Origin of the sequence: Scatolibacter rhodanostii (genome assembly GCF_900197595.1) — a bacterium.
Lineage (GTDB): Bacteria > Bacillota > Clostridia > Oscillospirales > Acutalibacteraceae > Scatolibacter > Scatolibacter rhodanostii.
This window is the reverse complement of the sequence record NZ_FZLO01000006.1, coordinates 123,810-147,643: the sequence shown is the minus strand read 5'-3', so window position 1 is coordinate 147,643 and position 23,834 is coordinate 123,810. Positions and strand designations below refer to the sequence as shown.

Sequence of the window (23,834 nt, the reverse complement as noted above, 5' to 3'; positions counted from 1 at the left end):
GAGTATAAAAATTGCAAAAGAGATTTAATAATGTATAGATAAAGAAAGAACCTTCCGCTATTAACGGAAGGTTCTTTTAAGAATACAATCGATATTTTAATCTATTTTGACTTAGGCCATAGATGGGAGAATAGCCAAAAGAACAAAGTTTAGGATAAACAGAGCGGTAGTACCCCAAATGATAGGATGAATTTCTTTTGCTTTGCCGCGTACAATTTTGACGATGCAATAGAAAATGAATCCAAAAGCCATACCATAAGAAATGCTGTAAGCAAAGCCCATGAAAATGGTAGCGAAGAATGCTGGAACAGCTTCTTCAAAGTCGCCCCATTTGATGTCAGCGAATGAAGCAAGCATCATAATACCAACAACAATGAGAGCAGGAGCAGTGGCCTGTGCCGGAACAATGCCAATGACAGGAGCTAAAACAATGCTCAAAAGGAACATACAAGCTGTTACAACAGAAGTTAGACCTGTACGTCCGCCGGCACCGATACCAGCAGCGCTTTCAACATAAGTAGTTGTGTTGGAAGTACCGAAAATAGCGCCTACAGAAGTAGCAACGGAATCAGCAAACAAAGCTTTGTCCATTTTGGATTTGAAACCAGTGGAGTTCTCCAAAGCTTTTTGATCTTCTTCGCTGAAAATGCCTGTGCGACGTCCTGTTCCAATAAATGTACCAATAGTATCAAATGTATCAGAAAGACTAAAAGCAAAGATAGTCATCAAAACAAGCGGAATTTTACCGGCATCGCTAAAGAGAGATTGAATGCCTTCAGGACCAAAAGCAGCACCAAAAGTGGTTCCGAGTTCAGTGAAGGATTGTCCAATGCTAGAAGAAATACCGATGTTGCCAAGATTAACAAGACCGAAAGGAATACCGATAAGGGTACCGGCGATAATGCTAATAAAGATTGCGCCCGGAACTTTAAGAACGAGCAAAACAATCATCAAGACAATACAGACGATGGCATAAATTTGAGCAGGTTGGCTGAAGTCAACCAGAGCAGGAACAATGCTGCTGTTAGCAATCACGGTTTCGCCTGCTGTGATATAAGTACCCGGATCAGCGGTGAATTGGAACAAGCCAGCATTTTTAAGACCAATATAAGCAATAAAAATACCGATGCCGCCGCCGATAGCGTGTTGAATGCTCTCTGGAATAGCAGTGATCAAGAGTTTTCTGATTTTAGTAACAGTAATGATAACATTAATCAGACCGCAAATGAAAACCATTGCCAATGCTTGCTGCCATGTAAATTTCAAGGTAAAGCAAACCGTGAATGTGAAGAAAGCATTTAGTCCCATGCCAGGAGCCTGTGCATAAGGCACGTTAGCAAAAAGACCCATAACGAGTGTTCCGGCAACCGAAGCAAAGATGGTTGCGAGGAATACGGCACCATAAGGAATACCGGTTTGTGAGAGCATACTCGGGTTAACAAACAAAATATACGCCATAGCGAAGAATGTTGTTAAGCCGGCTAAGATCTCAGTTGATACTTTTGTGTTGTTTTCTTTTAGTTTGAAGAACTTGTCCAAAATATCACCTCTCAAATTATAGCCTGCGCGGGCGCAGAACCTCTATGAACTATGCAAGTTTAGTATATCGGTTTATTCAAAAAATTGCAATGGGATATTCATAAAATGTTCATTTGTATTTTACGAGGGTTACTGTGTAATTTGATGAAAAAGGAAGGATTTGCACATGAACAAGCACTAAAAAGACAAAAAAATAAATCCTCTGCCCAAATAATAGACAGAGGAAAGTAGATTTAATACAAAAGTTATAAAGTAAAAAGAAAATTAGCCTTTATCTTTAAAATCTTGCAAAAGAGCAAGGTAGGCGTCACTTACTTCTTTTTCAAAAGCAAGGGTAGGGTTTGAAAGACCCATAATAGTAAGCAGATTTTTGGTAAATTCCGGGTTCAAAACCAGTAGAGGGCCTTGCACATAAGTGCCGAAAAAATTATTTTTTCTAATTCCTTCATATTTCAACTTCTCATTCAAGCCAATCCCTTTTTCGACGGTAAACAAAGGGTAAATATCTGTGTCGGTATAAGCCATGGTGAATTGCGATTTGAAGCCTACAATAGTATTTCCTTCATATTGGCCTACAAATTTACTGTTATGTCGATGCATCATATCTCGTTTTGCCCAAATAGGAAGAATATCCAAAGCGGCAAGGCGGGAACCGTCATCTTTTTCAATATAATGTCCTAAAATTTCGACAGCGTTGCCTGTAAAAAAGAAAGGGCTGCCATTTTCAATCAGCTCTGCTAATCTTTCTCGGTAAGGCATTAGTTTCTGAATCACTTTTTCCTGGGCATTTTCACTCATAGGACCCATATAAATCAGCGAGGGTGATTCTGTCACAAAAAGCGGTTCAGTAGAATAAGAAGTGCGGATAAATTCAGCTTCTGGTAGACAAAGCGCCAGATAGTCCATAGACTTCAAATCACCGAAAAGATTGCACATTTCAGGGAATAAAACCTCTATTTTCATGCTTGTGCCTCCTTTTCTGCTTCTAGAATGAGTTCTTTGCCACGCTTTTTAACGGCATTTGCAGCATCCAAATTAAATAAGTCGTAAATCACAAAAAGGGTTTCTGCCTTTTCAGGTAAATACTCTTCAATCGCATCTTCTGGTTTGACGCAATGCGTCATTTTTTCTTTTGAAACACCCGCTATCAGCAGACGCACGTATAAATCATGATGGCGAACACCCGAAATCATAATCTGTGTAATGCTATCATCTTTTAAAAATTCAAAATCAGTGTCATAGAACCAGGCAATATTTTCTACTGAATAAGTAGCGTCATAATAATCGTCAAGGTAGAGCAGTACGGCTTTGCTGCCCGGATAATCTTTGGCATTTTCAAAGGCACGAGAGCAAGCAATGGGGTTCTGTCCTTTGGCAAGGTGCATAATAATGTCTTTGCCATGGAATTTTTCTTCGGCATAGCGAGATTCGCTAATAGACATTTTTTGCATAGAAGCGGCAATTGTATCAGGAGAGAGACCTAGGGTTATCAAAAGAGAAATAGCGGCCAAAGAATTATAGATGTTGATGAAGTTCACGTTGATAATGGGGAATTCATGAGTTTTGCCATCATACTGCAAAGTAAAGGTAAGCTTTTCACGGTCAATATTTGTAATGACGTAGTCGAGCGGAGGACTGGCAAAATCACAGTGAGGACAGTGGGCTTGTCCAATATGGTGATAGCGGATAAAATCCCACTCAAGTGTTTCACCGCATTTAGGACAGCTGCGAATATCGCAGACAATATTTTTCATTTCGCCGTCTTCGCCATCTTCTTTGGCAATACCAAAAAAGCGGTTTTCATTCTTTTCTTTTAAACGGCTGCTAATGAGATCGTCACCGTTGAGAATAAGTTTTGTGCTGTCGGGTATATAATCATTTAGCAAGGAAAAGATAAATTCAGTATGAGCATTTCGTTTGTAGGAATCTCTGAAAAGATTGGTGCAAACCAAAATGTCAGGTTTAATATAAGGCAACAAGAGAGGAGCACTGCGTTCATCCACTTCAAACACAGCTAAATTGTGCTTGGGTTTTCCCAGAGGAGATGAATGGCTGACCAAAGTAGAGATAAGGCCTGTGTTTACATTGCCGCCCATACGGTTGCAGGTATATTGCCAGCCGCAATCATCAAGCACATCTTCGACCATGTTGCTGACAGTGGTTTTGCCATTTGTGCCGGTGATGGCAATGACTCTTTCAGGAAGCTGTACTCTTCCCAAAAAATCAGGACAAATATAGAGAGCAAGTTCGCCCGGCACATTGGTGCCTTTTCTGCCCAACAGCCGCAATGCCCGATAAGTAATCTTTGCAGTGAACAGCGCCAGGTAGAATCTAATATTACGTTTCATGGATTCCTCCGAAAGGTTTTGATTCAACAGATAGAATTCCCTATAAAAGATATAAAATCCGTCTTTTTGTATCATACCATTTTATAGGCGTTTTTTCAAGGTAAACGTATTGACGTTTTCGTAAGATTAAGTTATGATAAAAAGAATAGCGAAAGTAGTCGCGAAAATGAAATGGAGGAGTCAATGATGAAAACATTACCCGTAGCAGTACAGGTTTATTCAGTTCGTGATGATGCCGAAAAAGATTTTAAAGGCACCATGCAAAAGCTGAAAGAAATGGGATATGAAGGTGTTGAGCTGGCAGGTCTTTATGGTCTGAGCGGTAAAGAAGTAAGAGCCATTTTAGACGAAGTAGGTATTAAAGCAATTTCTGCTCATGTGCCTTTTCAACTTTTAACAACTGATTTAGAGAATACGCTAAACGAATATGTAGAGATTGGGGTAGATTATATTGCTATTCCTTATCTGTCAGAAGAAGATCGTCCCGGGGCGGCCAAGTTTGAAGAGAATTTGGAGAAGATGAAAGAAATTGGCAAAGCATGCAAAGAAAAAGGCATGACAATGCTCTATCATAACCATGACTTTGAATTTATCAAAATGCCAAACGGACAGTATGGCTTAGATTATATCTACAGCACAATTGGCGCGGATATTTTGGAAACTGAAATTGATACTTGCTGGGTTAAAGTTTCTGGCGAAGATCCTGCCGATTTCCTCAAAAAATATACTGGACGTGCTCCGGTTGTCCATCTAAAAGACTTCTATAAAGAAGGCAAAGCTGCCAATATGTATGAACTGATTGGCACAGAAGTGAAAAAAGAAGCCGAAGCCGAGGGCAAGTTTGAATTCCGTCCTGTCGGCAGTGGTATGCAAGACTTCCCATCCATTCTAGCAGCTTCTTTAGAAGCAGGCAGCAAGTGGGTAGTGGTCGAGCAAGATCAGACTTATGATATTCCGGCATTAGAAGCCGTAAAAATGAGCCGTGAATATCTAAAAACGCTAGGCTGGTAAGAAATCCTAGCACAATAAAATGACCAACATAAAATTTCTATTGAAAGGACATTCTTTCAATAGAAATTTTTTACATTTTTCTTTACATTGGTGTGAATATAGTATATAGTGTATATAGTGTAAATAAGGAGGGTAAGCTTTGCAGATTATTATTTCAAACCGCTCAGGGATACCCATTTATGAGCAAATTAAAACGCAGATTAAAGAAGCCATTTTTTCGGGAGAGCTACAAGAAGACGATCTTTTGCCATCGATTCGCCAATTGGCAAAAGATTTAAAAATTAGCGTAATTACTACCACTCGTGCCTACAATGATTTGCAGGAAGAAGGATTTGTCGTCAATGTACAGGGCAAAGGCTGCTATGTCTTGCCTCGTGACAAAGAAATGATAAAAGAAAATGCGCTGTTAAAAGTGGAAAATGGTCTGCTTGATGCGATTACAGCCGCAAAATTAGGGGGCATTTCAAAGTCGGAGGTTATTCAAATGCTGAATGTATTGTGTGAGGAGGAAAACTATGAATAATATAATTGAAATAGACAAATTAAAAAAACAATATGATGGATTCGCACTCAACGAGGTTTCTTTTCACTTACAAGCAGGCTATATCGGTGGATTTGTAGGGCCAAATGGAGCAGGAAAAACCACTACGATTAAAGCTATTTTAGGGATTATTCGCCCAGATTCTGGTCAAGTAAAAATTATGGGAGAAGAGGTCAAAGAGGGCACAGCAAAAGAATTTATTGGTGTTGTGATGGATAACCCTTTTTATGTAGAGGATTGGCGTATAAAAGATGTTGAGGCAGCTGTTTCTCCTTTCTATTCACAATGGAACAGTACACAATTTCACAGTTATTTAAAACAGTTTCATATCCAAACCAATAAAAAAGTGAAAGAGCTTTCACGAGGTATGAAGGTCAAATTGCAAATGGCAGTGGCACTTTCACACGGCGCAAGGCTTTTAGTGCTGGATGAGCCAACCAGCGGATTAGACCCTGTTGCCCGCGATGAAATTTGCGGTATGCTACAAGATTTTGTCAGTGACGAAAATCATGCCGTGCTATTTTCTACTCATATTACAGCCGATTTAGAAAAGATAGCCGATTTTATCACCTTTATATCTGACGGTGAAATTTGGTATTCTGGTACAAAAGATGAATTGCTTGAGAAGTATGTGCGTATTTCAGGCAATCCAAGAGAAATACCGGAGAATCAAAAAGCACGAATCATCGGTTATCGTGAGCATAGCACAGGATTTGAAGGAATGATTCAAGCGACAGATAGCCGTCAGTTTTCCTCAAAATTTCTGATAGAACCGGTCACGCTCGATGAAATAATAATCTTTATCAACAAAGGGAGAAAGAATGATGAGTAAATTACTTTCTTTTGTCAAGCTCGATTTCATTACAATTAAGCCTTATATGACAATGAAAAACTTGTGGATTTACGTTCTTACTATGGCTTTTATGGCCTTTAGCACACAGAGTGCGACTTCTGTGGCAAGCATGATTTTAATGATTGCCTCTCTTCATGTTATTTATCCATTTGCTTTAGGAGAAAAAAGTAATATAGATGCTTTTTATATTACGTTGTCCATCCCACGGCGCATTGTCGTTTATGGAAGATACCTTTTTGTGCTGTGCTTAGATGTATGTGCGCTCTTAATAGGTTTTTTGATTGCCTTGATACTTTCTCCCCTTTTTAAAGAAAACCTAAATGAAACATTGCTACCAATTTTTGTCGTGTTTTTATTATTTACCATCATTCAGCTTATCCAACTTCCTATTTATTTTGCATTGGGGTATACAAAAGCAAAGGTTTTCGTTATGTTGCCGTATGTATTGTTGTTTGTCTTATTTATGCTGTCCACCCATATTATAGAAAGTTTACCAGCAGTAGCAGACTTTTTAGAGGAGATTCCGGCGATGTTTGTCCAACATAAAATAGCAGTCGTTTTGCTTTGTGTTGGCATATGGTCTTTTTTACTGCTAGTTTCAACTGCAATTTCTACTCGCTCTTATCAGAAAAAAGAATTTTGATTTAGTACAAATTTAGTACAACGGAATAGAATAAAAAGAGAACCACAGATTTTATTCGTCTGTGGTTCTCTTTACGGTTATAAGGAAGAAAAATGAAAGGATAAAGCCAATGATTTACATTTCCAATAAAGGGATGTTTTTTTGACAGTCACGAATTTGTGCGGTAGTAGGGATAGAAGGAATACCACCTTTAACTGTAGAAGCCAAAGAGCCGCTTGCGTTGCCAAAGTCAACGATAGCATCAAGCTGTAAAGCCGAGAGGTCAGCAATATCAGTGTCTAACTGACAAATTTGTCCAAGTACAGCACCCATAAAAGCATCTCCTGAACCGGTGGTGTCGACAACCTGAGCATCATAGGTAAAAAGATGATTGGCTTTGTCGGCAGAATAGTAATAAGCACCGGCTGGACCTAAGGTTACAAGTAAAAGAGAAATACCATATTGCTCAGCGAAAGCTTTGCTGTGTTTTTCGTAGTCTTTTTCACCGGTTAAGAACTCAAATTCTTCTTCGCTGATTTTTACAATATCTGCATAGGGCATGAATTCTAGAATTGTTTCGCGAGCGGTTTCGGCATCTTTCCATAAAGGGAGACGCAAGTTGGGGTCATAGCTAATGGTAACACCAAATTCTTTAGCTTTTTCAAGAGCAAAACGAGTCGCGGAACGAGCTGGTTCGTGTGTGCAAGAGAGCGAACCAAAATGGAAGATACGACTGTCACGGATTAGATTTTCATCTACTTCATCCGCCTGTAGCATAATATCAGCCCCGGGATTTCTGAAAAAGGCAAAGGAGCGGTTACCAGTATCGTCTAGTGTAACAAAAGCGAGGGTAGTACGGCATTCATCGTCGAAAACGAGTCCACTGGTATCGATACTTTCTTTTGCAATGGTATCTTTCAGCAAATAGCCAAAGCTGTCATGTCCGACTTTGCCGATAAAAGCCGCCTTGCCTCCTTGTCTGGAAACCGCAGTTAACATGTTGCCGGGTGCACCGCCAGGATTGCAGGCAAACAAAGCTGAACCCGTGTCGGCATGTCCACTGGGAGTGAAATCAATCAGCAATTCACCTAGTGCAGTAATATCATATTTTTTATCCATGATTGTTTTCTTTATCAGGTCTGATAAAGAGTCCTCCTTCTACATTAATTAATAAATTTAGTAGGTTCATTTAAATTGGCAGGGTGTAAGAACAGAAATTAATTATTAACGCAGTTAATCTATATGGATGATATCATAAAAACAACAAGAAAGTAAAGAGATATTAAAAAATAACGGGCAAAATTTGTGTAGCTGAATTAATTTTATTTTTAAACTCGCTCGTTGACTTTAAAGCGTTGCTTTGCTACTATTATCTTAGCTATATATGTATTTTGCAATTTAAAAAAAAGGTAGATTTGAAATACTCGCCACTGCAAATTATTGAAATCAAATATAGAATCGCTCGCTAAAAAGGAGAAATATGTTAGGTCAAAATAATGAAAATCTATTACAGATTAATCGGTCGCTGGTTGTTCAAAATTTACAGCAAAATAAAGTCATGACCAGGGCACAGTTGAGCAAACGTCTGGGTCTTACGCCGGCTTCTATTACAAAAATTGTGGGAGAACTAATTGAAAAAAATTTGATAGAAGAAATTGGATTTCAAGTAGGAGAAAAAGGAAGAAGATCTATAGGAATTCGCTTGAAAAATCAATATTTGCTAATAGGGGCAAAGCTTTCTAGACGAAATTTTTCTGTTGGCGTATTCAATTTTAATGGAGAAATCATGGATTATTACACCGAAAAATTGGCTGTTCAACCACTGAAACCGATTCTAGAAAAAATCAAAGAGAAAATAAGGGAATATATCGATAAATATCCCAAAACAGCCGCAATAGGGTTGGCCGTTCCAGGGCCCTATCTTGAGAAAGAATCACGGATTGTTTTGGTGACAGAAACAGAGGGCTGGGAACAAATTAACCTGAAAGAAGAATTTGCAGAAGGCTTTGATAGACCGGTAATTATTAAACATGACGCAAACTCTGGCGCATTGGCAGAGTGGTGGTTTGGTAAGCACTCTACTTTGTCAGGCGGTACGCTGGTGAATTTCTTTGTGGGAGAGGGGATTGGCGCCGGTGTCATTGTGGATGGAGAAATTATGAGTGGTGATACAGGCACAGCAGGAGAAATTGGACATGTCAGCATCAATGCAGAGGGTCTTCGCTGTGATTGTGGAAATTTTGGCTGTCTAGAGCTATATTGCTCCTCGCTTTCTCTGGTTAAAAGGACACAAAAACGGCTGCATCAATATCCAAACTCTAGGCTTTGTAAGATAGATAAGCTAAAAGCAGAGGATGTTTTTGCGGCAGCAGAATCCGGAGATGAGTTGGCAATAAGGATGGTAGAGGAAAGCGGTAAATATATGGGGTATGGATTAGTGACGTTAATGAACGTATATGACCCATCGACCATCGTCATCAGCGGAGAAATGGCAAGGGGTGGAGAAAGAATTTTGAAAGAGGCCGTAGATGTGGTAAAAGAAAGAGTTTCACCCTATTTTGCGTCGAAAGTTAAAATTCAGCTGTCTGCTTTTTCAAAAGACCCTATTCTCTATGGTGCAGCAGCTGTTGCCATAGACTATTGCCTGAAAAATCCGCTTTATTTAGAACTATAGCAGACAAGCAATGTGAAATTTGCTGTAAAAACAGGCGAATTGTTCGCCTGTTTTTTTTGTGGAGAACGGAAAAGCTTACGAATTTAAAGAAAAGACAGACATGTAGTAAACACATGTCTGTCTTTTTATTTGGAATATAAAGGAGGAGGAAAACCGAACAAGTTGTTTTAATTAAGCGTTGCCCCAAACTTCTTCAGCAACTTCTTTTACAAAAGCAAGTTTTTTCCACTGCTGCTCTTCTGTTAAGATATTGCCTTCTTCGGTAGAAGCAAAGCCACACTGTGGGCTTAAGCAAAGATGATCAGCCGGTACATACTGGGCAGCTTCTTTGATTCGAGCAATAATTTGCTCTTTATCTTCTAACTCACCTGTTTTTGAAGAGACAAGACCTAGTACCACGGTTTTGCCCTCGGAGATTTCTTTTAGAGGAGCAAAGTCACCCGCACGATCTGTATCGTACTCTAAGAAATAGGCCGAAACGTTTTCTTGGCCAAACAGAGTTTTAGCAACAGGATCATAACCACCTGAGGTAGCCCAAGTAGAATGATAATTTCCGCGGCATACATGGGTGGTAACAATAAGGTCTTCTGGCAAATCGACAATAGAGTCATTGTTTAAGCGAAGATAAAGTGATTGTAGTTCATTTACATCATAGCCGGCACCCGCCATGTTTTTCCAAAAGCTTGTGTCACAAAGCATACCCCATGTGCAGTCATCCAACTGGACATTGCGGCAGCCAAGCTCATAAAAAGCAAGAATAGATTCACGATAGGCAGTAGCAATATCACGATAAAGTTCTTCACGATCAGGATAAATCTCGTTGACAGATTCTTCATTCACTGTACGAACGAGTTCAGCGTAAAATTGTGCCGGTGCGGGAATGGTTTGCTTAGCAACAACATCCTCTCCTGCAATTTCTTTCAGGAATTTATAATGTGCCAAGAAGGGGTGATTGTTAAAACGGATTTTGCCGGAAAGGCGGGCAGAGTCAGCACGAGTTTCTTCTCCATGGAAGAAATAGCCATGATCCATGAGTACATGCTCAACGCCATCAAAACCCCAGAAAAAGTCAAGATGCCAGTAGCTGCGACGAAATTCTCCGTCTGTGACAGCTTTTAAACCGACTTCTTTTTGTTTGGCAACTAGCTTTGTGATTTCTTCATCTTCTATTTTGGTTAAGGCCTCTTGTGTAATTTTGCCATTCTCAAATTGTTCTCTGGCGTCTTTTAAAACTTGTGGACGTAAAAAGCTGCCAACGATATCATAACGGAAAGGGACTGTGTTTTTCTCATGTACGTTTTCAAATAAGTTTGCCATATTCATTCTCCTTGTTTCTTTTTATTTTTATGATGGGTAACAATTGTCTTTTAGGATTGATGGGCTCAGGGGAAACTGAAATTAAATCCTACTATACAACTAGTGTTCTGTGTATATACTATAACACAAAGAGGAACATATAGGGTAGAACATATAATTTATAGATACGCATAGATTGAAACTATGGAGTATACAGGGTAAGAAAAATAAGGTCAAACAGGGTGTTGCCACAATAGATTTATAAAAAACGAGTAAGGGCAAACTAAAAGTGCCCTTACTCGTTTTAAACTCTCCTTTGCAAATAGGCAAAAGAAATTAGTATGTAAGATAAAACTTGCGTGTCAAAATAAAGTAAGTTTATTGGCTAGGTGTTTTGCAGTTTTGCTTATTTGGCAAGCGGAAGTAATTTTTCCAGCATAAAATCTAATTGAGCAGATAAGCTAGTAGCGTCATCATAGTAGAAAAGGCCCTGATATTCCCCGGGAATTTCTATTAATCGATTTTCTGCAACGGCGGGGATAGACTGCCAGATATCTGTTTTGGCATAGTCAGATTCTTTGCCCTCTTGACGGAACCAAATGATATAGTCACCAAAATATTCATGGGCCACTTCGTAGCTTAAAGTTCCTCGGCCTTGGCCGCTTTCTTCAATAAGCTGCGTCAATTTTTCTGGCCACTGGAATTCAAGATATTTATAAAGCAAGGTACCGCCTCGAGAACCTGTTTCATAACCGATGCCGCTCCATTCGCCGGAGGCACCCCAGTCTTCCATAATACTGAAGGTTTTGCCGTTGAAGCTGTCTACGTTTAAGCTTTCTTTGGCAGCGGCAAGCTTGTCTTCAAAAGTTTTGACAGCCGCATTTGCCTGCTCTGTATGCCCGGTAGCTTCTCCGATTATTTTTACACGCTCCAAAGAGGTAATGTCTTGTTCTGGAATGACCAATACCGGAGCGACTTTGCTGAACTTATCAAAATCATCTTCGCTGTAGGTAATGATAAGGTCCGGCTCAAGCTGCATGACATCTTCAGGCTCCCAATTTTCAATAGAAGTTGATGCCATTAAGGTGTCGTAATAGGGCATGGTTTCTTGTGCCCAGCAGTAATAACCAACCACATTCAGTCCGGCAGAGATAGCGTCACCAACATACCAGTTAACAACCACTCTTTGTGGGCTTTCAGGGACTACAATATCTCCCTTTATGGTGCTGACTGTGCGAGTGCCAGTTCCAGCAGTTTCAGAACCAGTATCGCTGACATCACTGGTCAAAGAGCTTTCTTTTGAATTCGAACTCTCTTGTGCAGAGGAATTTGGTGAAGAACTGCAGCCGGCTAAGACAGTCATGGTTAAGACAAAGGCACAGGCCAAAGACAGAATTTTTTTCATACTGCGATAACTCCTAAAAAAGTATTTAAAATCATCCCAAAAACAAATAATTTTATTTATTTTAGTTAGCTAAAACTAACCTACTTGTGGATTTTATCATTTTTACGCGAAGTAGTCAAGCGTTAAAATTAATGTGGTGTGCGCTGTAGTGACATAAAGTGATTTTATAAAAAAGAAAACGAGTTAAAAATGGCGAAATACGAATTGGAGAAAAAAGAAAGCAAAGATAAAGTAAGAATAAAAAGAAGACTTCTAATCAAAAGAAATATCTTAAGATTAGAAGTAATGATAAGGTCGAAATTCATAAAATAGTATTTTACGTATGCCATTTGCTAAAATTTGATTAAAGGGCCGTAATCACGGCAGATAAGAGTGCTTTGAAATCATCTTTTACACTGGCAGAAGCTTGGACAACTTCTTCATGATTAAGATTTTTTTGCAAACCGGCAGCCATATTGGTGATACAGGAAATGCCAATGACAGCAATACCAGCCTGATTAGCGACAATGACCTCAGGAACAGTGGACATTCCCACTGCATCGGCGCCCCAAATGCGAGCCATGCGAATTTCAGCGGGTGTTTCATAGCTTGGACCCGTGAAAGCGGCATAGACACCTTCTTGCAAAGGAATGTGCAAGTCAGAAGCGGCCGCCTTGACCAATTCCTGACCCTTTTTGAAGTAAGCGTGGGACATATCAGGGAATCGAGGCCCAAGGGTATCAAGATTTTGGCCAATGAGCGGGTTTGTACCCATAAAGTTTATATGGTCGGTAATTAACATGAGTTGTGCACTGGAAAAGCTCTCATTAACACCGCCAGCAGCATTGGTTACAAGTAACTGTTTAATGCCCAAAACAGCCATGACTCGAATCGGAAAAACAACATCATTCATCGGGTAGCCTTCGTAGTAGTGAAATCTCCCCTGCATGGCAAGAACTTTTTTACCGTTTAGTATGCCGTAAACAAGACGCCCAGCATGGCCTTTGACCGTTGAAACAGGAAAACCGGGAATTTCCTGATAGGGAATGATAGAGGGAGACTGCAAACTTTCTGCAAATTCTCCTAGACCAGAACCCAGAATAACGGCAGTGTCAACATGACCGATACCATTTTGACGTAGGAAGTCTGCGGCCAAATTTATTTTTTCAAAATATAAATCCATAGCATTTACCTCTAAAAATAATAGTAGTGAAAGTTTAAATAGAAACATAAATTTATTCTATTTATTACTATAACCCAAAGCTAAATTTCTAGCAAGGCTTATTTAAATAAACCAAACGAAAGTTTGGTATTTTTACAAAAAGCATTGCAATTGACAGTTTGTTCGGTTATAATAAAAGGCAGATTGAATAGGAAGCATGGAGCCAAAATGAAATGCTTTTTAGTGTCCTTTTAGCATGGAAAAGGAAGTAGAAGTAATTTAATTCCCAGAAAGGAATGAATAGATATGGCAGAAAAAGAAAAGAAGATTAGCAAAAATAAAATGGAACCCGTTGTAAAAGTAGAGGATAAAGCCAAGGCGCTGGAAACCGCTTTGGCACAGATTAAAAAGAATTTTGGCGAGGGAGCTGTCATGAAACTTGGGCAGCAATCGGCACTGAATGTAGAGTCGATTCCGACAGGCTCGTTGTCTCTTGATTTGGCACTCGGAATTGGCGGAATGCCTAGAGGCAGAATTATCGAAGTGTACGGTCCGGAATCCTCAGGTAAAACGACATTGGCACTGCATTGTATTGCCGAAGCACAAAAAGCTGGCGGCTATGCAGCGTTTATCGATGTTGAGCACGCACTTGACCCTGTCTATGCCGGCAATTTGGGTGTTGATATCGAATCACTATTGATTTCTCAGCCGGATACAGGTGAACAGGCACTGGAGATTACAGAAGCATTGGTGCGTTCCAATGCGATTGATATTATTGTAGTCGACTCTGTTGCAGCATTGGTTCCACGTGCTGAAATTGAGGGTGAAATGGGCGACAGCCATGTTGGTTTGCAGGCAAGATTGATGTCACAGGCTCTGCGTAAGCTCGCCGGTGCAATTTCCAAATCGAATTGTGTGGCGATTTTTATCAATCAGCTGCGTGAAAAAGTTGGCGTTATGTATGGAAGCCCTGAAGTTACCCCAGGCGGACGTGCACTCAAATTCTATGCATCCGTGAGAATTGATATCCGTAAAATAGAGACCCTTAAAAGTGGTACTGACTTAATCGGCTCACGCACGCGTGCCAAAGTAGTCAAAAATAAAATGGCACCGCCTTTCCGTGAGGCTGAATTTGACGTCATGTATGGACAGGGTATTTCTCGTACGGGCGAACTTCTCGACTTAGCAGTCAAATTAGATATTGTGGACAAAAGCGGTTCATGGTTTTCTTATAAAGGAGAGCGTTTAGGGCAAGGCCGTGACAAAGCAAAAGATTTCTTGGGCGAAAATCCGGATATTGCTGAAAAAGTGGAAGAAGAATTGAAAGAAAACGTAGACAAACTCTATGCTAAAACGGCTAAAAAAGGCAATCTTTCTGCGGTAAAAGAGGTTGAGGTGGAAGTGAGTGAAGCAGCTGCTCCTAAAGCAGAAAAAACAGCACCTAAACCAAAAGCAAGTTTGGATATTTTGGTAGATGACTGATGTTGATTACCGCGATTGAGCCACGGCGCAAGAGCTTTATGCAGCTCTACATAGATGGTGAATCTGCCGTTAAAATTGATAAAGAAACTTTGCTGAAATCTAGATTTAGAATGGGCATGGAGATTACTGACGAAGAATTGCACGAGCTGATTCAGCAATCGGATGCCCGAAGAGCGCATGAAAAAGCACTCTACCTGTTAGAGCACCGCAATCATTCTAAAAAAGAGTTAGAAGACAAAATTGCCCGTACTGCTGCCAGCCGTGAGGCTGCCAAAATAGCCGCCGAGCACATGGAAGAAATTGGGCTTCTAAACGATGAGCGTTTTGCTAGAGATTTTGCCCAGATGCTGTTTGAAAGAAAGAAGTTTGGTGCTAGACGAGTTCGACAAGAGCTTTATCAAAAAGGCATTGACCGAGATTTGATTGATGAAATCTTAGAGGAATATGCCGAGAATGATACGGGAGAAGCAATTCATACCATTTTGGAGAAAAAGTACTCTCGTTTTGCCGAAGATGAAAAAATCAAACGTCGAGCGATTGCCGCTTTGCAAAGACTTGGCTATCGTTTTGATGAGATTAAATCTGTCATGCAAAATTGGGACGAAGAAGAATATGAATAAGAGAAAGACGGTTTGCTGTATGTTCTGTGCGCCCTAATTAAGAGAAAAGTTTGAGCAATCTCAAACAACTTAAAGGGCATAAAAAAGTATTTATAATTTTAAACTGCTGTCATCATGACAGCAGTTTTTTTATTTTTGCAGAGCATTGACAATGATAAAAGTAGATGCTACAATCTATTTAGATAATTATCTAAATAGATTGTAGCAAGGAGGATATATGGGGATTTCGCAGACATTAAAAGTGATTGCCGACCCGGTTCGGCGTGAGATTTTAGAAATACTGAAAAAAGGTAGACTTTCAGCGGGAGAGATTGCTGAAAAATTTGACTTAACACAGGCTACGGTTTCTTATCATTTAACCCAACTGAAAAAGGCGGGACTAATTTTTGAATCAAAAGAAAAAAACTTTATTTATTATGCACTGAATGCATCTGTCTTAGAAGAAACACTAATTTGGTTTTCTCAATTTTTAAAGGAGGAAAAAGATGAAAAAGCTTGATAAATTTACAATTATTACGACACTTTTGTGTTTGGTTCCCATTATTTTAGGGGTTTTCTATTATGATCAACTACCGCAGACTATGGCGACACAGTGGAAAGGCACAAATGAGGTCAGCAACACATCACCAAAATGGGTAGGCGTTTTTGGGATTCCGATGGTTATGGCGGTAGTTAATTTTCTTATGAATATGGGAACACAATCAGACCCCAAAAAAGAGAATATTAATGGTACACTATTCAAGTTTGTCAGGTTAATTCCCGTTGTCTTTAGCTGGATTTTATACCCTATTACCATTTTTATGAACTTAGAAGACAGTGCAATTAAATTTAATATCGGCTTAATCGCAAATATTATGATAGGTGTCATTTTTATCATTATTGGAAATTATATGCCCAAAAGCAAGCAAAGCTATACCGTGGGAATCAAGTTGCCATGGACATTAAATGATGAGGACAACTGGAATAAAACGCATAGAATGGCAGGTTTTCTGTGGATTATGAGCGGTGTACTGTTTATTTTAAATGGAATCTTCTGGATGAATATGATAGTAGGAATTGTTGCCATCGTTGTGTGTGTGGGAGTTCCCTTTGTTTACTCATACCGTCTTTATCGCAAAAAAGAAGAACAATTAAAGAAAAACAGCAATTAAGGAAGAGATTTTAAGCAGTCCGAAAGGAAATAAGAATGAAGGATTTACTCGATTATCTAGAAGAATATAGTGCATCTGGTTTTTATCCAATGCATATGCCCGGACATAAGAGAAATACCACCATACAAATGCCAAACCCTTACGCCATTGATATCACAGAGATTGATGGATTTGACAATTTGCACCATGCTGAAGATCTTTTAAAAGCAGGAATGCAAAGAACGGCTGATTTATACAAGACTATACAAAGTTTTCATTTGGTAAACGGCAGTACGGTGGGTATTTTGTCCAGCATTTTAGCGGGAACAAAACGCGGGGATACCATTATTATGGCACGAAATTGTCATAAGGCTATCTATAACGCACTTATTTTAAATGAGCTTAACCCTGTTTATATTTTGCCGGAGTATGATGAATCTTTTGATATCAATGGTTCTATTTCCGTGGAGAAAATAAGGGCAGTAATCGAGGAGAATCCAATAGCTAAAATGGTGGTAATTACTTCGCCAACGTATGAAGGTGTGATATCAGATATTCAGACCATTGCGAATTTGTGCCATGAGAAGGGCATGCTGCTCTTTGTAGATGAAGCGCATGGTGCTCATTTAGGGCTTCACCCGGCTTTTCCTCAAAGTGCGGTTTCACAAGGAGCAGACCTAGTTGTACAAAGCTTGCATAAAACCTTGCCAAGTCTTACACAAACAGCGGTTTTACACGTTTGTTCCGACAGAATTTCCGTAGAAAGTGTTAGAAAAAAGCTGGAGGTTTTAGAAACAAGCAGTCCATCTTATGTTTTAATGGCCTCTATTGAGCGCTGCGTCAATATCTTGATAGAACAGGGTGAAGAGTTGTTTTCAGCATGGCAAGAACAGCTTGCATGGTTTGGGACCAAGGTGAAAAATCTCACGAAGTTTAGGGTGTTTGGCTATGCAGAAGAGAGAAAAAAATCAAATTCCACTTTTTATGGTTTTGATTCTTCTAAACTGGTGATTTCTACAAAGGGAACGGACTTCACCGGAGCAAAGTTAGCAGACCTTTTGCGCCGTGAGCAAAAAATTGAGCCAGAGATGGTATCAGCAAATTATATTATTGCGATGACCTCATTATATGATAGCCACGAGGGATATAAGAGATTAGCAGAAGGGGTGCTTTTGGCAGACAAAATGACACAGGCGCAAAAAAGCAAGATTATGGTACAGCCGCCGGTTGGCAGAATGGTGATAAATTTGGCACAGGCGCAGCAAAGTGAGGAAGAAGTCATTGCCTTTAGCAAAAGTGCAGGCAGAACCGCCAAAGATTTTGTGTTTGCTTATCCGCCGGGCATTCCGATTTTAGCACCAGGCGAAAAGATTTCAACAGAAATTATAGAATATGTGGAAAGCTTAAAGGGTAGTGGTGTGAAAATCGAAGTGAGTGGGAAAGAAAATCATAGCATTGCAGTGATAAAAAAGGCTGATAAATAACAAAGTGAAACAGAGAGGTTATATATTTTTTGTTTTGGAAAGAATAACTTGGATAAAAAGAAAACGAGAACAAGGGCAAAAAACCATTGTTCTCATCTTCTTTTATTCAAGTGTAAAATACTTTTAAATGAAACCAAAATTTAGTCGGGTATGGCAGAATGCAACGTTCTTGTCAATCGGTCAAAAAAGCTATTGTTTTCTGGTATGTATTCATATCGGAACAAGGAAATTAGGAGGACGACGATCAAAATAGCTATAATAAGATTTAAAGCCAAGGTAAGAACATAGAAGGTTTCTTTACGCATATTAATCTCCTCTCTTTAACTAAACTGTCAGTGTGAATATAAAAAAGATGTGCTGTATTTCTTAATATAGCACAATAAAAAGAATATTCAAGTCATTATAACTCCATAGGATAAATAAAGTTAGCTAGGCTTTAGTTTGGCAGTTAAGTGGAAATTCCAGATAGGTCAACTTTGTGAAGAGAAGGATAAAGAAATACTGGATTTTTTAAATGGTTTGCAGTATAATAAATCAATACATGGGATTTTTCTTATGCAAAGAGAAATCTGTATATTGCAAAGGGGGCTTTACCTATGAAAAGAATTGTTACCTTGACCACAAAAAACCTGAGAGATACACTTACAAAAGGCGGCTGCGGCGAATGTCAAACATCTTGCCAATCAGCCAGCAAAACTTCTTGCAGTGTTGCCAATCAGAAATGTGAGAACAAAGACAATCAATAAGACGGCAGAATGCTGCAGGGCTGATTGACCAGTCTGCAGCACTTTTGTTATTTGCAGATAGTTTGCCCTGCCTGAAAGGAAATGAATATGGTTCATCAATATAAAAAAAATGGCTATAACATCATTATGGATGTTAATAGCGGTGCCGTTCATGTCGTAGACGATTTGGCCTATGATGTGATTGCAAGATATGAAACAGCCGACAAACAGCAGATTGTCACCGAGCTGCTGAAAAAATATGCCGACGTGCCAGAAATTACCGAAACAGAGATTTTAGATTCAATTGCCGATGTGGAAGAGCTTAAAGAGGGCGGCGACTTATTTTCAGAAGATACCTTTCGTCAGCATGCAGGCGAGTTAAAGAAAAGACTCAGCACACTCAAGGCAATTTGCTTGAATGTGGCGCACGACTGCAATCTTCGATGCAAATATTGTTTTGCCGATGAGGGCGAATACCGTGGCAAGAGAGAAATTATGAGCCTTGAAGTCGGCAAAAAAGCATTTGACTTTTTGGTTGAAAACTCTGGAACGCGCAGAAATTTAGAAGTGGATTTCTTTGGCGGTGAGCCGCTGATGAATTTCAAAGTGGTTAAAGAACTAACTGAATACGCGAAAGAAATTAAACAAAAGACAGGTAAAAATATTCGTTTAACCCTCACGACGAATGGTATGCTGCTTAATGATGAAGTCATTGAGTTTGCCAATCGTGAAATGGAAAATGTTGTGTTGAGCTTAGACGGACGCAAAGAAGTCAATGATAAGATGCGCCCGACAGCAAACGGCAAAGGCAGCTATGAGATTATTGTGCCTAAGTTTAAAAAACTGGTAGAATCTCGAAACGGCAAAACCTATTATATTCGAGGAACATTTACAAACCACAACTTAGACTTTGCAAAAGATATTTTGCACTATGCTGATTTGGGTTTTAAAGAGCTTTCAATTGAGCCGGTTGTCTGCGACCCATCTGAAGAATATGCCATTCACAAAGGTGATTTGCCCACCATTTTAGAGCAGTATGATATCCTTGCCGATGAAATGCTTAAGAGAGAAGAAGAAGGAAAAGGCTTTTTATTCTATCATTATATGATTGATTTGAAGCATGGACCTTGTATTGCCAAATTAGTTTCTGGCTGTGGTGTGGGACTTGAATATTTGGCGATTACCCCTAACGGCGATATTTATCCTTGTCATCAATTTGTAGGTGAGGATGAGTTTAGATTGGGCAATGTCGAAACTGGCATTGAAAGAACAGATATTCAAGATAAATTTAGAGGCAGCCATCTTTATGAAAAAGAAGAATGCGCAAATTGTTTTGCCAAATTCTATTGCAGTGGTGGTTGTGCGGCCAATGCCTATCATGCCCACGGCAATATTAACGGTATTTATGAAATTGGTTGTGAAATGCAGCGCCGCAGAGTAGAAAATGCGGTGATGATGGAAGTACATAGAGCTATGAGAGAAGCAGAATAATCCGTTAAAAGAAAGAGCCGTGTTCTCAAATAAAGAATGCGGCTTTCGTTTATTTATAATGGACAATCAAATCTAAACGTATGGATTGAATTTATTGTGGTGTAAAGATATAAAAATTAAAAAAAATCCCTTCAAAATTTAAATAAAAGGAAGAAATTCGCCAAATAAAATTACAATTCAGAAATATATATAGTTGTTAGCTCAAAAATAGATTATGATACCGTAGTGAGAAATTTTATAAAGAGGAAGGTAGAATTATTATGAAGAAATCTTTGAACGTATCGGGTGCGGTTAAAAAATTGGCTTTGGTTATGCTCATGCTGGTTGTTTTTGTTGGCTGTGGCGCACAAGAAGAAACACAGGTCACTTACACCACAAACTTAAACGGCATAGAGATGAACATTACCTATTATGCTAAGGGTGATATCGTAACCAAGCAAACAGCTAAAAATATTATGCCCTATGATGCATTGGGTGTGACAACAGCTGAAGAAGCAGAAGCTTATATGAACAGCATCGTTCCGGCAGATACCTATCAGGGCATTGCTGGTGTAGAACAAAAAATTGAGTATGGTGAGACAGAAGCAGTTGAGACCCTTTCAGTTGACTATGAAGTGGCTGATTTAGACGAAGTTGCCAGTCTAATGGGAAGTCAATTTGATGGCGATACCAATAGCAACAAAGTAAGCCTTAAATTAAGTGCAGAAATGCTTGAGCAGTCTGGCTTTACCAAAGTGGAAGAATAAAATTTTTCTACACAGTAAAATTATCATATAAAGATAAAAAATCGGTTGGAGATGGATTCATTCTCTAACCGATTTTTTCTATCAAAATTTTATTTTAATAGAAATCCATAGGAAAACAAGTTTACAATTTTGACCGTTGTGAGAGTACAATAGGCCAATTTTAAAAAGGATTACCATTCAGATGTTGAGAAGAAGGTTTACCTGTGAGGATAAGAAGACTTGCTATTCTCCAGAAATTTGCCTATACTGATAGCAGATTGAGGGGAGGGGAATTGGTATGAAACAAACACATACACCCCGCAGCAAAAAAATATATCTTTTGGGAATATTAGCGATAATTGTTGTCATTTCAGCTACTATTTCCTCTATAATAAAAAGAGAGCAAAGTGACCAAGGGAAAGAGGCTTTTCTAAATGATGGAGTAATGTCCTCTGCAAGTATTCAAAAGACACCCAGTCCCACACCGAAATCTGAAGAAGAAATAATAGAAGAAAAGGTGCAAAAAGAAATTTTAGCGATGAAGCTAGAAGATAAAGTGTCACAATTGTTTATGGTAGCTCCCGAAGCATTGGCTGAATCAGCAGAAATAGAGGCAACCGTCGAACTGCAACAGGCATTGACACAATATCACGTAAGTGGAATTGTTTATTTTAATAAAAACCTTGTGTCACCTGAACAGCTTAAAAAAATCACGGCAGATACGCAAAAATATGCACAGGAAACCCAAAATATCCCGCTACTATTGGCAGTTGATGAAGAAGGTGGTTCTGTAGCCAGAATTGCTAACCACGATAAATTTTCCGTAAAAAAACTGCCGGATATGGTGATTATCGGAACAAGCGGAGACAAAAAAGAAGCTTATGAAGTAGGAAGTACAATTGGTTCTTATTTGCATGAATATGGTTTAAATTTGGATTTTGCTCCGGTTGCAGATGTATTAACAAATCCGGAAAATACAATAGTGGAGGACCGCTCTTTTGGAAGTAATCCAAAGGTGGTGACTGAAATGGCATTACAAGTGTCAGAGGGGCTAAAATCACAGAAAGTGTTGTCTTGTTTCAAACATTTTCCTGGGCATGGAGCAGTGGCAGAAGATACCCATGAAGGGTTTGCAGTGACGCAAAAAAGCTGGGAAGAATTGCGCAAGAGTGAGATAGTACCTTTTCAGAGAGCAGTAGAAGAAAAAATACCATTTCTAATGGTTTCTCATATCGAGGCACCCAATGTGACAGGTGACAATGTTCCGGCAAGCCTTTCTTTTCGAATGATGACAGAGCTTCTTAGAGATGAAATGGGCTATGAGGGAATTATAATTACAGATTCTATGCAAATGAAAGCGATTACAAATCAGTATGATTCTGCCTCTGCAGCAGTGAAAGCCATACAGGCCGGTGCTGATATTGTTCTCATGCCTCAGAATTTTTTAGAAGCCTATCAAGGTGTTTTGCAAGCGATAAAAGAAGGAGCCATCACGCAAGAACGTATCAATCAATCGTTGCAAAGAATTTTAGCAGTACGTCTTGGGCTAGGAAAATAAAAAATAAACCAGATAGTACTGTTTAAGGAGTCATCTTCCCATAAAATTATCTCCTTAGCAATCTGCCAGTATAGCGAATGCGTTTATATAAATAAAAACCCCTGTAAACATAGTGTCTACAAGGGTTTCTGCTATGGCGCGCCGCGAGGGATTCGAACCCCCGACCTTTTGGTTCGTAGCCAAACACTCTATCCGGCTGAGCTAGCGGCGCATAACTTGATAGCTCAATTATTATAAGCTTATGTAAAACAAAAGTCAATAGATTTTAAGTTTTTTCCCAAAAAAACAATGATAAAGCAAAAAAATGGATAAAATATAGAGTGACCAACCGTCTAAACAAGCAACAAGAATTAATAAAAACAAATGAGATAAATAAAGTATTAATCCAAGAATAACAGATTAAGAAACGACAGGATGTCAATTGAGCATTAAGTTTAAGTATACAAATGAATTATTTTCCAAAAAATTAGTTGTGAAATAAAGGATAAAGCGAAAAAAAGTGGCAAATAATAACGCTACAATAACTTGTTGGATATGTTAAAAGGGAGGATACTATGAAAGCCACCGGAATAGTTAGAAGGATAGATGATTTGGGTAGAGTTGTAATTCCAAAAGAAATTCGGCGTACCCTTAAAATAAGAGAAGGTATGCCCATGGAGATTTTTACAGATAGTGCAGGAGAAGTAATTTTAAAAAAATATTCTCCGGTAGGAGAAATGAAGCAGATTGCCGAAGCGTATGTAAAATCTTTGACAAAGTTAACAGGATTTGGCGCAGCGGTCTGCGATACCGAGCAAGTGATTGCTGTGGCAGGTTCTGCAAAAAAAGATTTGCTTAATTTAAATGTTTCCTCCCAAGTTGATGAAATTATGAAAAGCAATACATCTTTTTCTGCAACAAATAATAAGACCGTTCCTCTGACAAAAGAAATATCATCAGAAGCGGTTGCAGTTTGTCCAATTTCTTCCAACGGAGATGTGCTCGGCGCTGTGGTGCTGATTAAAACAGAAAAGACAGATGAAAAATTGACGCCGCAGGCTACGGAATTGGCAAAAGCTGCCGCCTTGTTTTTTTCACAGCAAATGGAAGAATAAGATACAAGCAACTGTGACAAAATTGGCAGAAAGACTTGATTTTCAGGCAAAGCTATGCTATAATACACTTGTTTAATACGTTGTGAGGCAAAAGA

At 39.1% G+C, this 23,834-nt stretch carries 23 protein-coding genes and 1 tRNA gene; 15 read left to right on the top strand and 9 right to left on the bottom strand.

Going from position 1 to position 23,834, the window contains the following annotated elements:
- Positions 1-111: 111 nt before the first annotated feature.
- The 3 genes from CS931_RS11610 to CS931_RS11600 form a co-directional block, all read right to left on the bottom strand.
- Positions 112-1,539, bottom strand: coding sequence for an NCS2 family permease (locus CS931_RS11610; RefSeq protein WP_099206058.1), 1,428 nt, complete (start codon positions 1,537-1,539; stop codon positions 112-114).
- A 264-nt stretch (positions 1,540-1,803) separates the two neighbouring features.
- Positions 1,804-2,502, bottom strand: a complete 699-nt coding sequence (locus CS931_RS11605; RefSeq protein ID WP_099206057.1) for a hypothetical protein — start codon at positions 2,500-2,502, stop codon at positions 1,804-1,806.
- On the bottom strand, positions 2,499-3,887 hold the full coding sequence (locus CS931_RS11600; protein WP_159459827.1) for a Mur ligase family protein: 1,389 nt from the start codon (positions 3,885-3,887) through the stop codon (positions 2,499-2,501). Before CS931_RS11600 ends, CS931_RS11605 begins: the two co-directional genes overlap by 4 nt.
- A 183-nt stretch (positions 3,888-4,070) precedes the next feature.
- On the opposite strand from CS931_RS11600, the gene CS931_RS11595 reads away from it, so the two are divergent.
- The 4 genes from CS931_RS11595 to CS931_RS11580 all read left to right on the top strand — a co-directional run bounded on the left by CS931_RS11595 (position 4,071) and on the right by CS931_RS11580 (position 6,935).
- Complete coding sequence (locus CS931_RS11595; RefSeq protein ID WP_242964982.1) at positions 4,071-4,898, top strand: sugar phosphate isomerase/epimerase family protein; 828 nt, start codon at positions 4,071-4,073, stop codon at positions 4,896-4,898.
- A gap of 139 nt (positions 4,899-5,037) precedes the next feature.
- Complete coding sequence (locus CS931_RS11590) at positions 5,038-5,421, top strand: GntR family transcriptional regulator (protein WP_099206054.1); 384 nt, start codon at positions 5,038-5,040, stop codon at positions 5,419-5,421.
- Positions 5,414-6,271, top strand: coding sequence for an ABC transporter ATP-binding protein (locus CS931_RS11585; RefSeq protein WP_099206053.1), 858 nt, complete (start codon positions 5,414-5,416; stop codon positions 6,269-6,271). Before CS931_RS11590 ends, CS931_RS11585 begins: the two co-directional genes overlap by 8 nt.
- Positions 6,261-6,935 (top strand): ABC-2 transporter permease, encoded by a 675-nt coding sequence (locus CS931_RS11580; protein WP_099206052.1) that lies wholly within the window; start codon positions 6,261-6,263, stop codon positions 6,933-6,935. The genes CS931_RS11585 and CS931_RS11580 overlap by 11 nt, the downstream gene beginning before the upstream one ends.
- Positions 6,936-7,049: 114 nt before the next feature.
- On the opposite strand, the gene CS931_RS11575 is transcribed toward CS931_RS11580, so the two are convergent.
- Positions 7,050-8,033, bottom strand: coding sequence for a PfkB family carbohydrate kinase (locus CS931_RS11575; RefSeq protein ID WP_099206051.1), 984 nt, complete (start codon positions 8,031-8,033; stop codon positions 7,050-7,052).
- Between the two features lie 361 nt (positions 8,034-8,394).
- Here CS931_RS11575 and CS931_RS11570 point away from each other — a divergent pair, with 361 nt between their 5' ends.
- A complete protein-coding gene (locus tag CS931_RS11570; RefSeq protein ID WP_099206050.1) occupies positions 8,395-9,588 on the top strand; it encodes an ROK family transcriptional regulator in 1,194 nt (397 codons plus the stop codon).
- A gap of 171 nt (positions 9,589-9,759) precedes the next feature.
- Here the strand turns inward: CS931_RS11570 and CS931_RS11565 are convergent, their stop codons facing one another.
- From CS931_RS11565 to CS931_RS11555, 3 genes are all read right to left on the bottom strand, one after another.
- Entirely contained in the window at positions 9,760-10,905 is a 1,146-nt protein-coding gene (locus CS931_RS11565; RefSeq protein ID WP_099206049.1) for a 5-methyltetrahydropteroyltriglutamate--homocysteine S-methyltransferase, read from the bottom strand.
- A gap of 385 nt (positions 10,906-11,290) precedes the next feature.
- Positions 11,291-12,289: an ABC transporter substrate-binding protein gene (locus CS931_RS11560; protein WP_099206048.1), complete on the bottom strand. Its 999-nt coding sequence runs from the start codon at positions 12,287-12,289 to the stop codon at positions 11,291-11,293.
- A gap of 343 nt (positions 12,290-12,632) precedes the next feature.
- Positions 12,633-13,451: a purine-nucleoside phosphorylase gene (locus tag CS931_RS11555; protein WP_099206047.1), complete on the bottom strand. Its 819-nt coding sequence runs from the start codon at positions 13,449-13,451 to the stop codon at positions 12,633-12,635.
- A gap of 285 nt (positions 13,452-13,736) precedes the next feature.
- On the opposite strand from CS931_RS11555, the gene recA reads away from it, so the two are divergent.
- The 5 genes from recA (at position 13,737) to CS931_RS11530 (ending at position 18,146) form a co-directional block, all read left to right on the top strand.
- Positions 13,737-14,912 carry a recombinase RecA gene (gene recA / locus CS931_RS11550; RefSeq protein ID WP_200814984.1) on the top strand — a complete coding sequence of 392 codons (1,176 nt, stop codon included), beginning with the start codon at positions 13,737-13,739 and terminating at the stop codon, positions 14,910-14,912.
- Positions 14,912-15,532 (top strand): regulatory protein RecX, encoded by a 621-nt coding sequence (locus tag CS931_RS11545; protein WP_099206046.1) that lies wholly within the window; start codon positions 14,912-14,914, stop codon positions 15,530-15,532. Before recA ends, CS931_RS11545 begins: the two co-directional genes overlap by 1 nt.
- Before the next feature lie 217 nt (positions 15,533-15,749).
- Positions 15,750-16,031 (top strand): autorepressor SdpR family transcription factor, encoded by a 282-nt coding sequence (locus CS931_RS11540; RefSeq protein WP_099206045.1) that lies wholly within the window; start codon positions 15,750-15,752, stop codon positions 16,029-16,031.
- Positions 16,018-16,683 (top strand): SdpI family protein, encoded by a 666-nt coding sequence (locus CS931_RS11535; RefSeq protein ID WP_099206044.1) that lies wholly within the window; start codon positions 16,018-16,020, stop codon positions 16,681-16,683. Before CS931_RS11540 ends, CS931_RS11535 begins: the two co-directional genes overlap by 14 nt.
- Positions 16,684-16,718: 35 nt before the next feature.
- Positions 16,719-18,146 (top strand): aminotransferase class I/II-fold pyridoxal phosphate-dependent enzyme, encoded by a 1,428-nt coding sequence (locus CS931_RS11530; RefSeq protein ID WP_099206043.1) that lies wholly within the window; start codon positions 16,719-16,721, stop codon positions 18,144-18,146.
- 140 nt (positions 18,147-18,286) lie between these two features.
- On the opposite strand, the gene CS931_RS12735 is transcribed toward CS931_RS11530, so the two are convergent.
- A complete protein-coding gene (locus tag CS931_RS12735; RefSeq protein WP_159459826.1) occupies positions 18,287-18,451 on the bottom strand; it encodes a hypothetical protein in 165 nt (54 codons plus the stop codon).
- Between the two features lie 291 nt (positions 18,452-18,742).
- Between CS931_RS12735 and scfA the strand changes: the two genes are divergently transcribed.
- From scfA to CS931_RS11510, 4 genes are all read left to right on the top strand, one after another.
- Positions 18,743-18,892: a six-cysteine ranthipeptide SCIFF gene (gene scfA / locus CS931_RS11525; protein WP_099206042.1), complete on the top strand. Its 150-nt coding sequence runs from the start codon at positions 18,743-18,745 to the stop codon at positions 18,890-18,892.
- Between the two features lie 87 nt (positions 18,893-18,979).
- The gene (gene scfB / locus CS931_RS11520) at positions 18,980-20,362 is read left to right on the top strand and encodes a thioether cross-link-forming SCIFF peptide maturase (RefSeq protein WP_099206041.1); all 1,383 of its coding nucleotides are present in this window, start codon (positions 18,980-18,982) and stop codon (positions 20,360-20,362) included.
- Positions 20,363-20,622: 260 nt separating this feature from the next.
- On the top strand, positions 20,623-21,108 hold the full coding sequence (locus CS931_RS11515) for a YehR family lipoprotein (RefSeq protein ID WP_099206040.1): 486 nt from the start codon (positions 20,623-20,625) through the stop codon (positions 21,106-21,108).
- A 277-nt stretch (positions 21,109-21,385) separates the two neighbouring features.
- A complete protein-coding gene (locus tag CS931_RS11510) occupies positions 21,386-22,645 on the top strand; it encodes a glycoside hydrolase family 3 protein (protein ID WP_099206039.1) in 1,260 nt (419 codons plus the stop codon).
- Between the two features lie 134 nt (positions 22,646-22,779).
- On the opposite strand, the gene CS931_RS11505 is transcribed toward CS931_RS11510, so the two are convergent.
- A tRNA-Arg gene (locus tag CS931_RS11505) sits at positions 22,780-22,856 on the bottom strand.
- 343 nt (positions 22,857-23,199) lie between these two features.
- Between CS931_RS11505 and CS931_RS11500 the strand changes: the two genes are divergently transcribed.
- A complete protein-coding gene (locus tag CS931_RS11500) occupies positions 23,200-23,739 on the top strand; it encodes a stage V sporulation T C-terminal domain-containing protein (protein WP_099206038.1) in 540 nt (179 codons plus the stop codon).
- Positions 23,740-23,834: the final 95 nt, after the last annotated feature.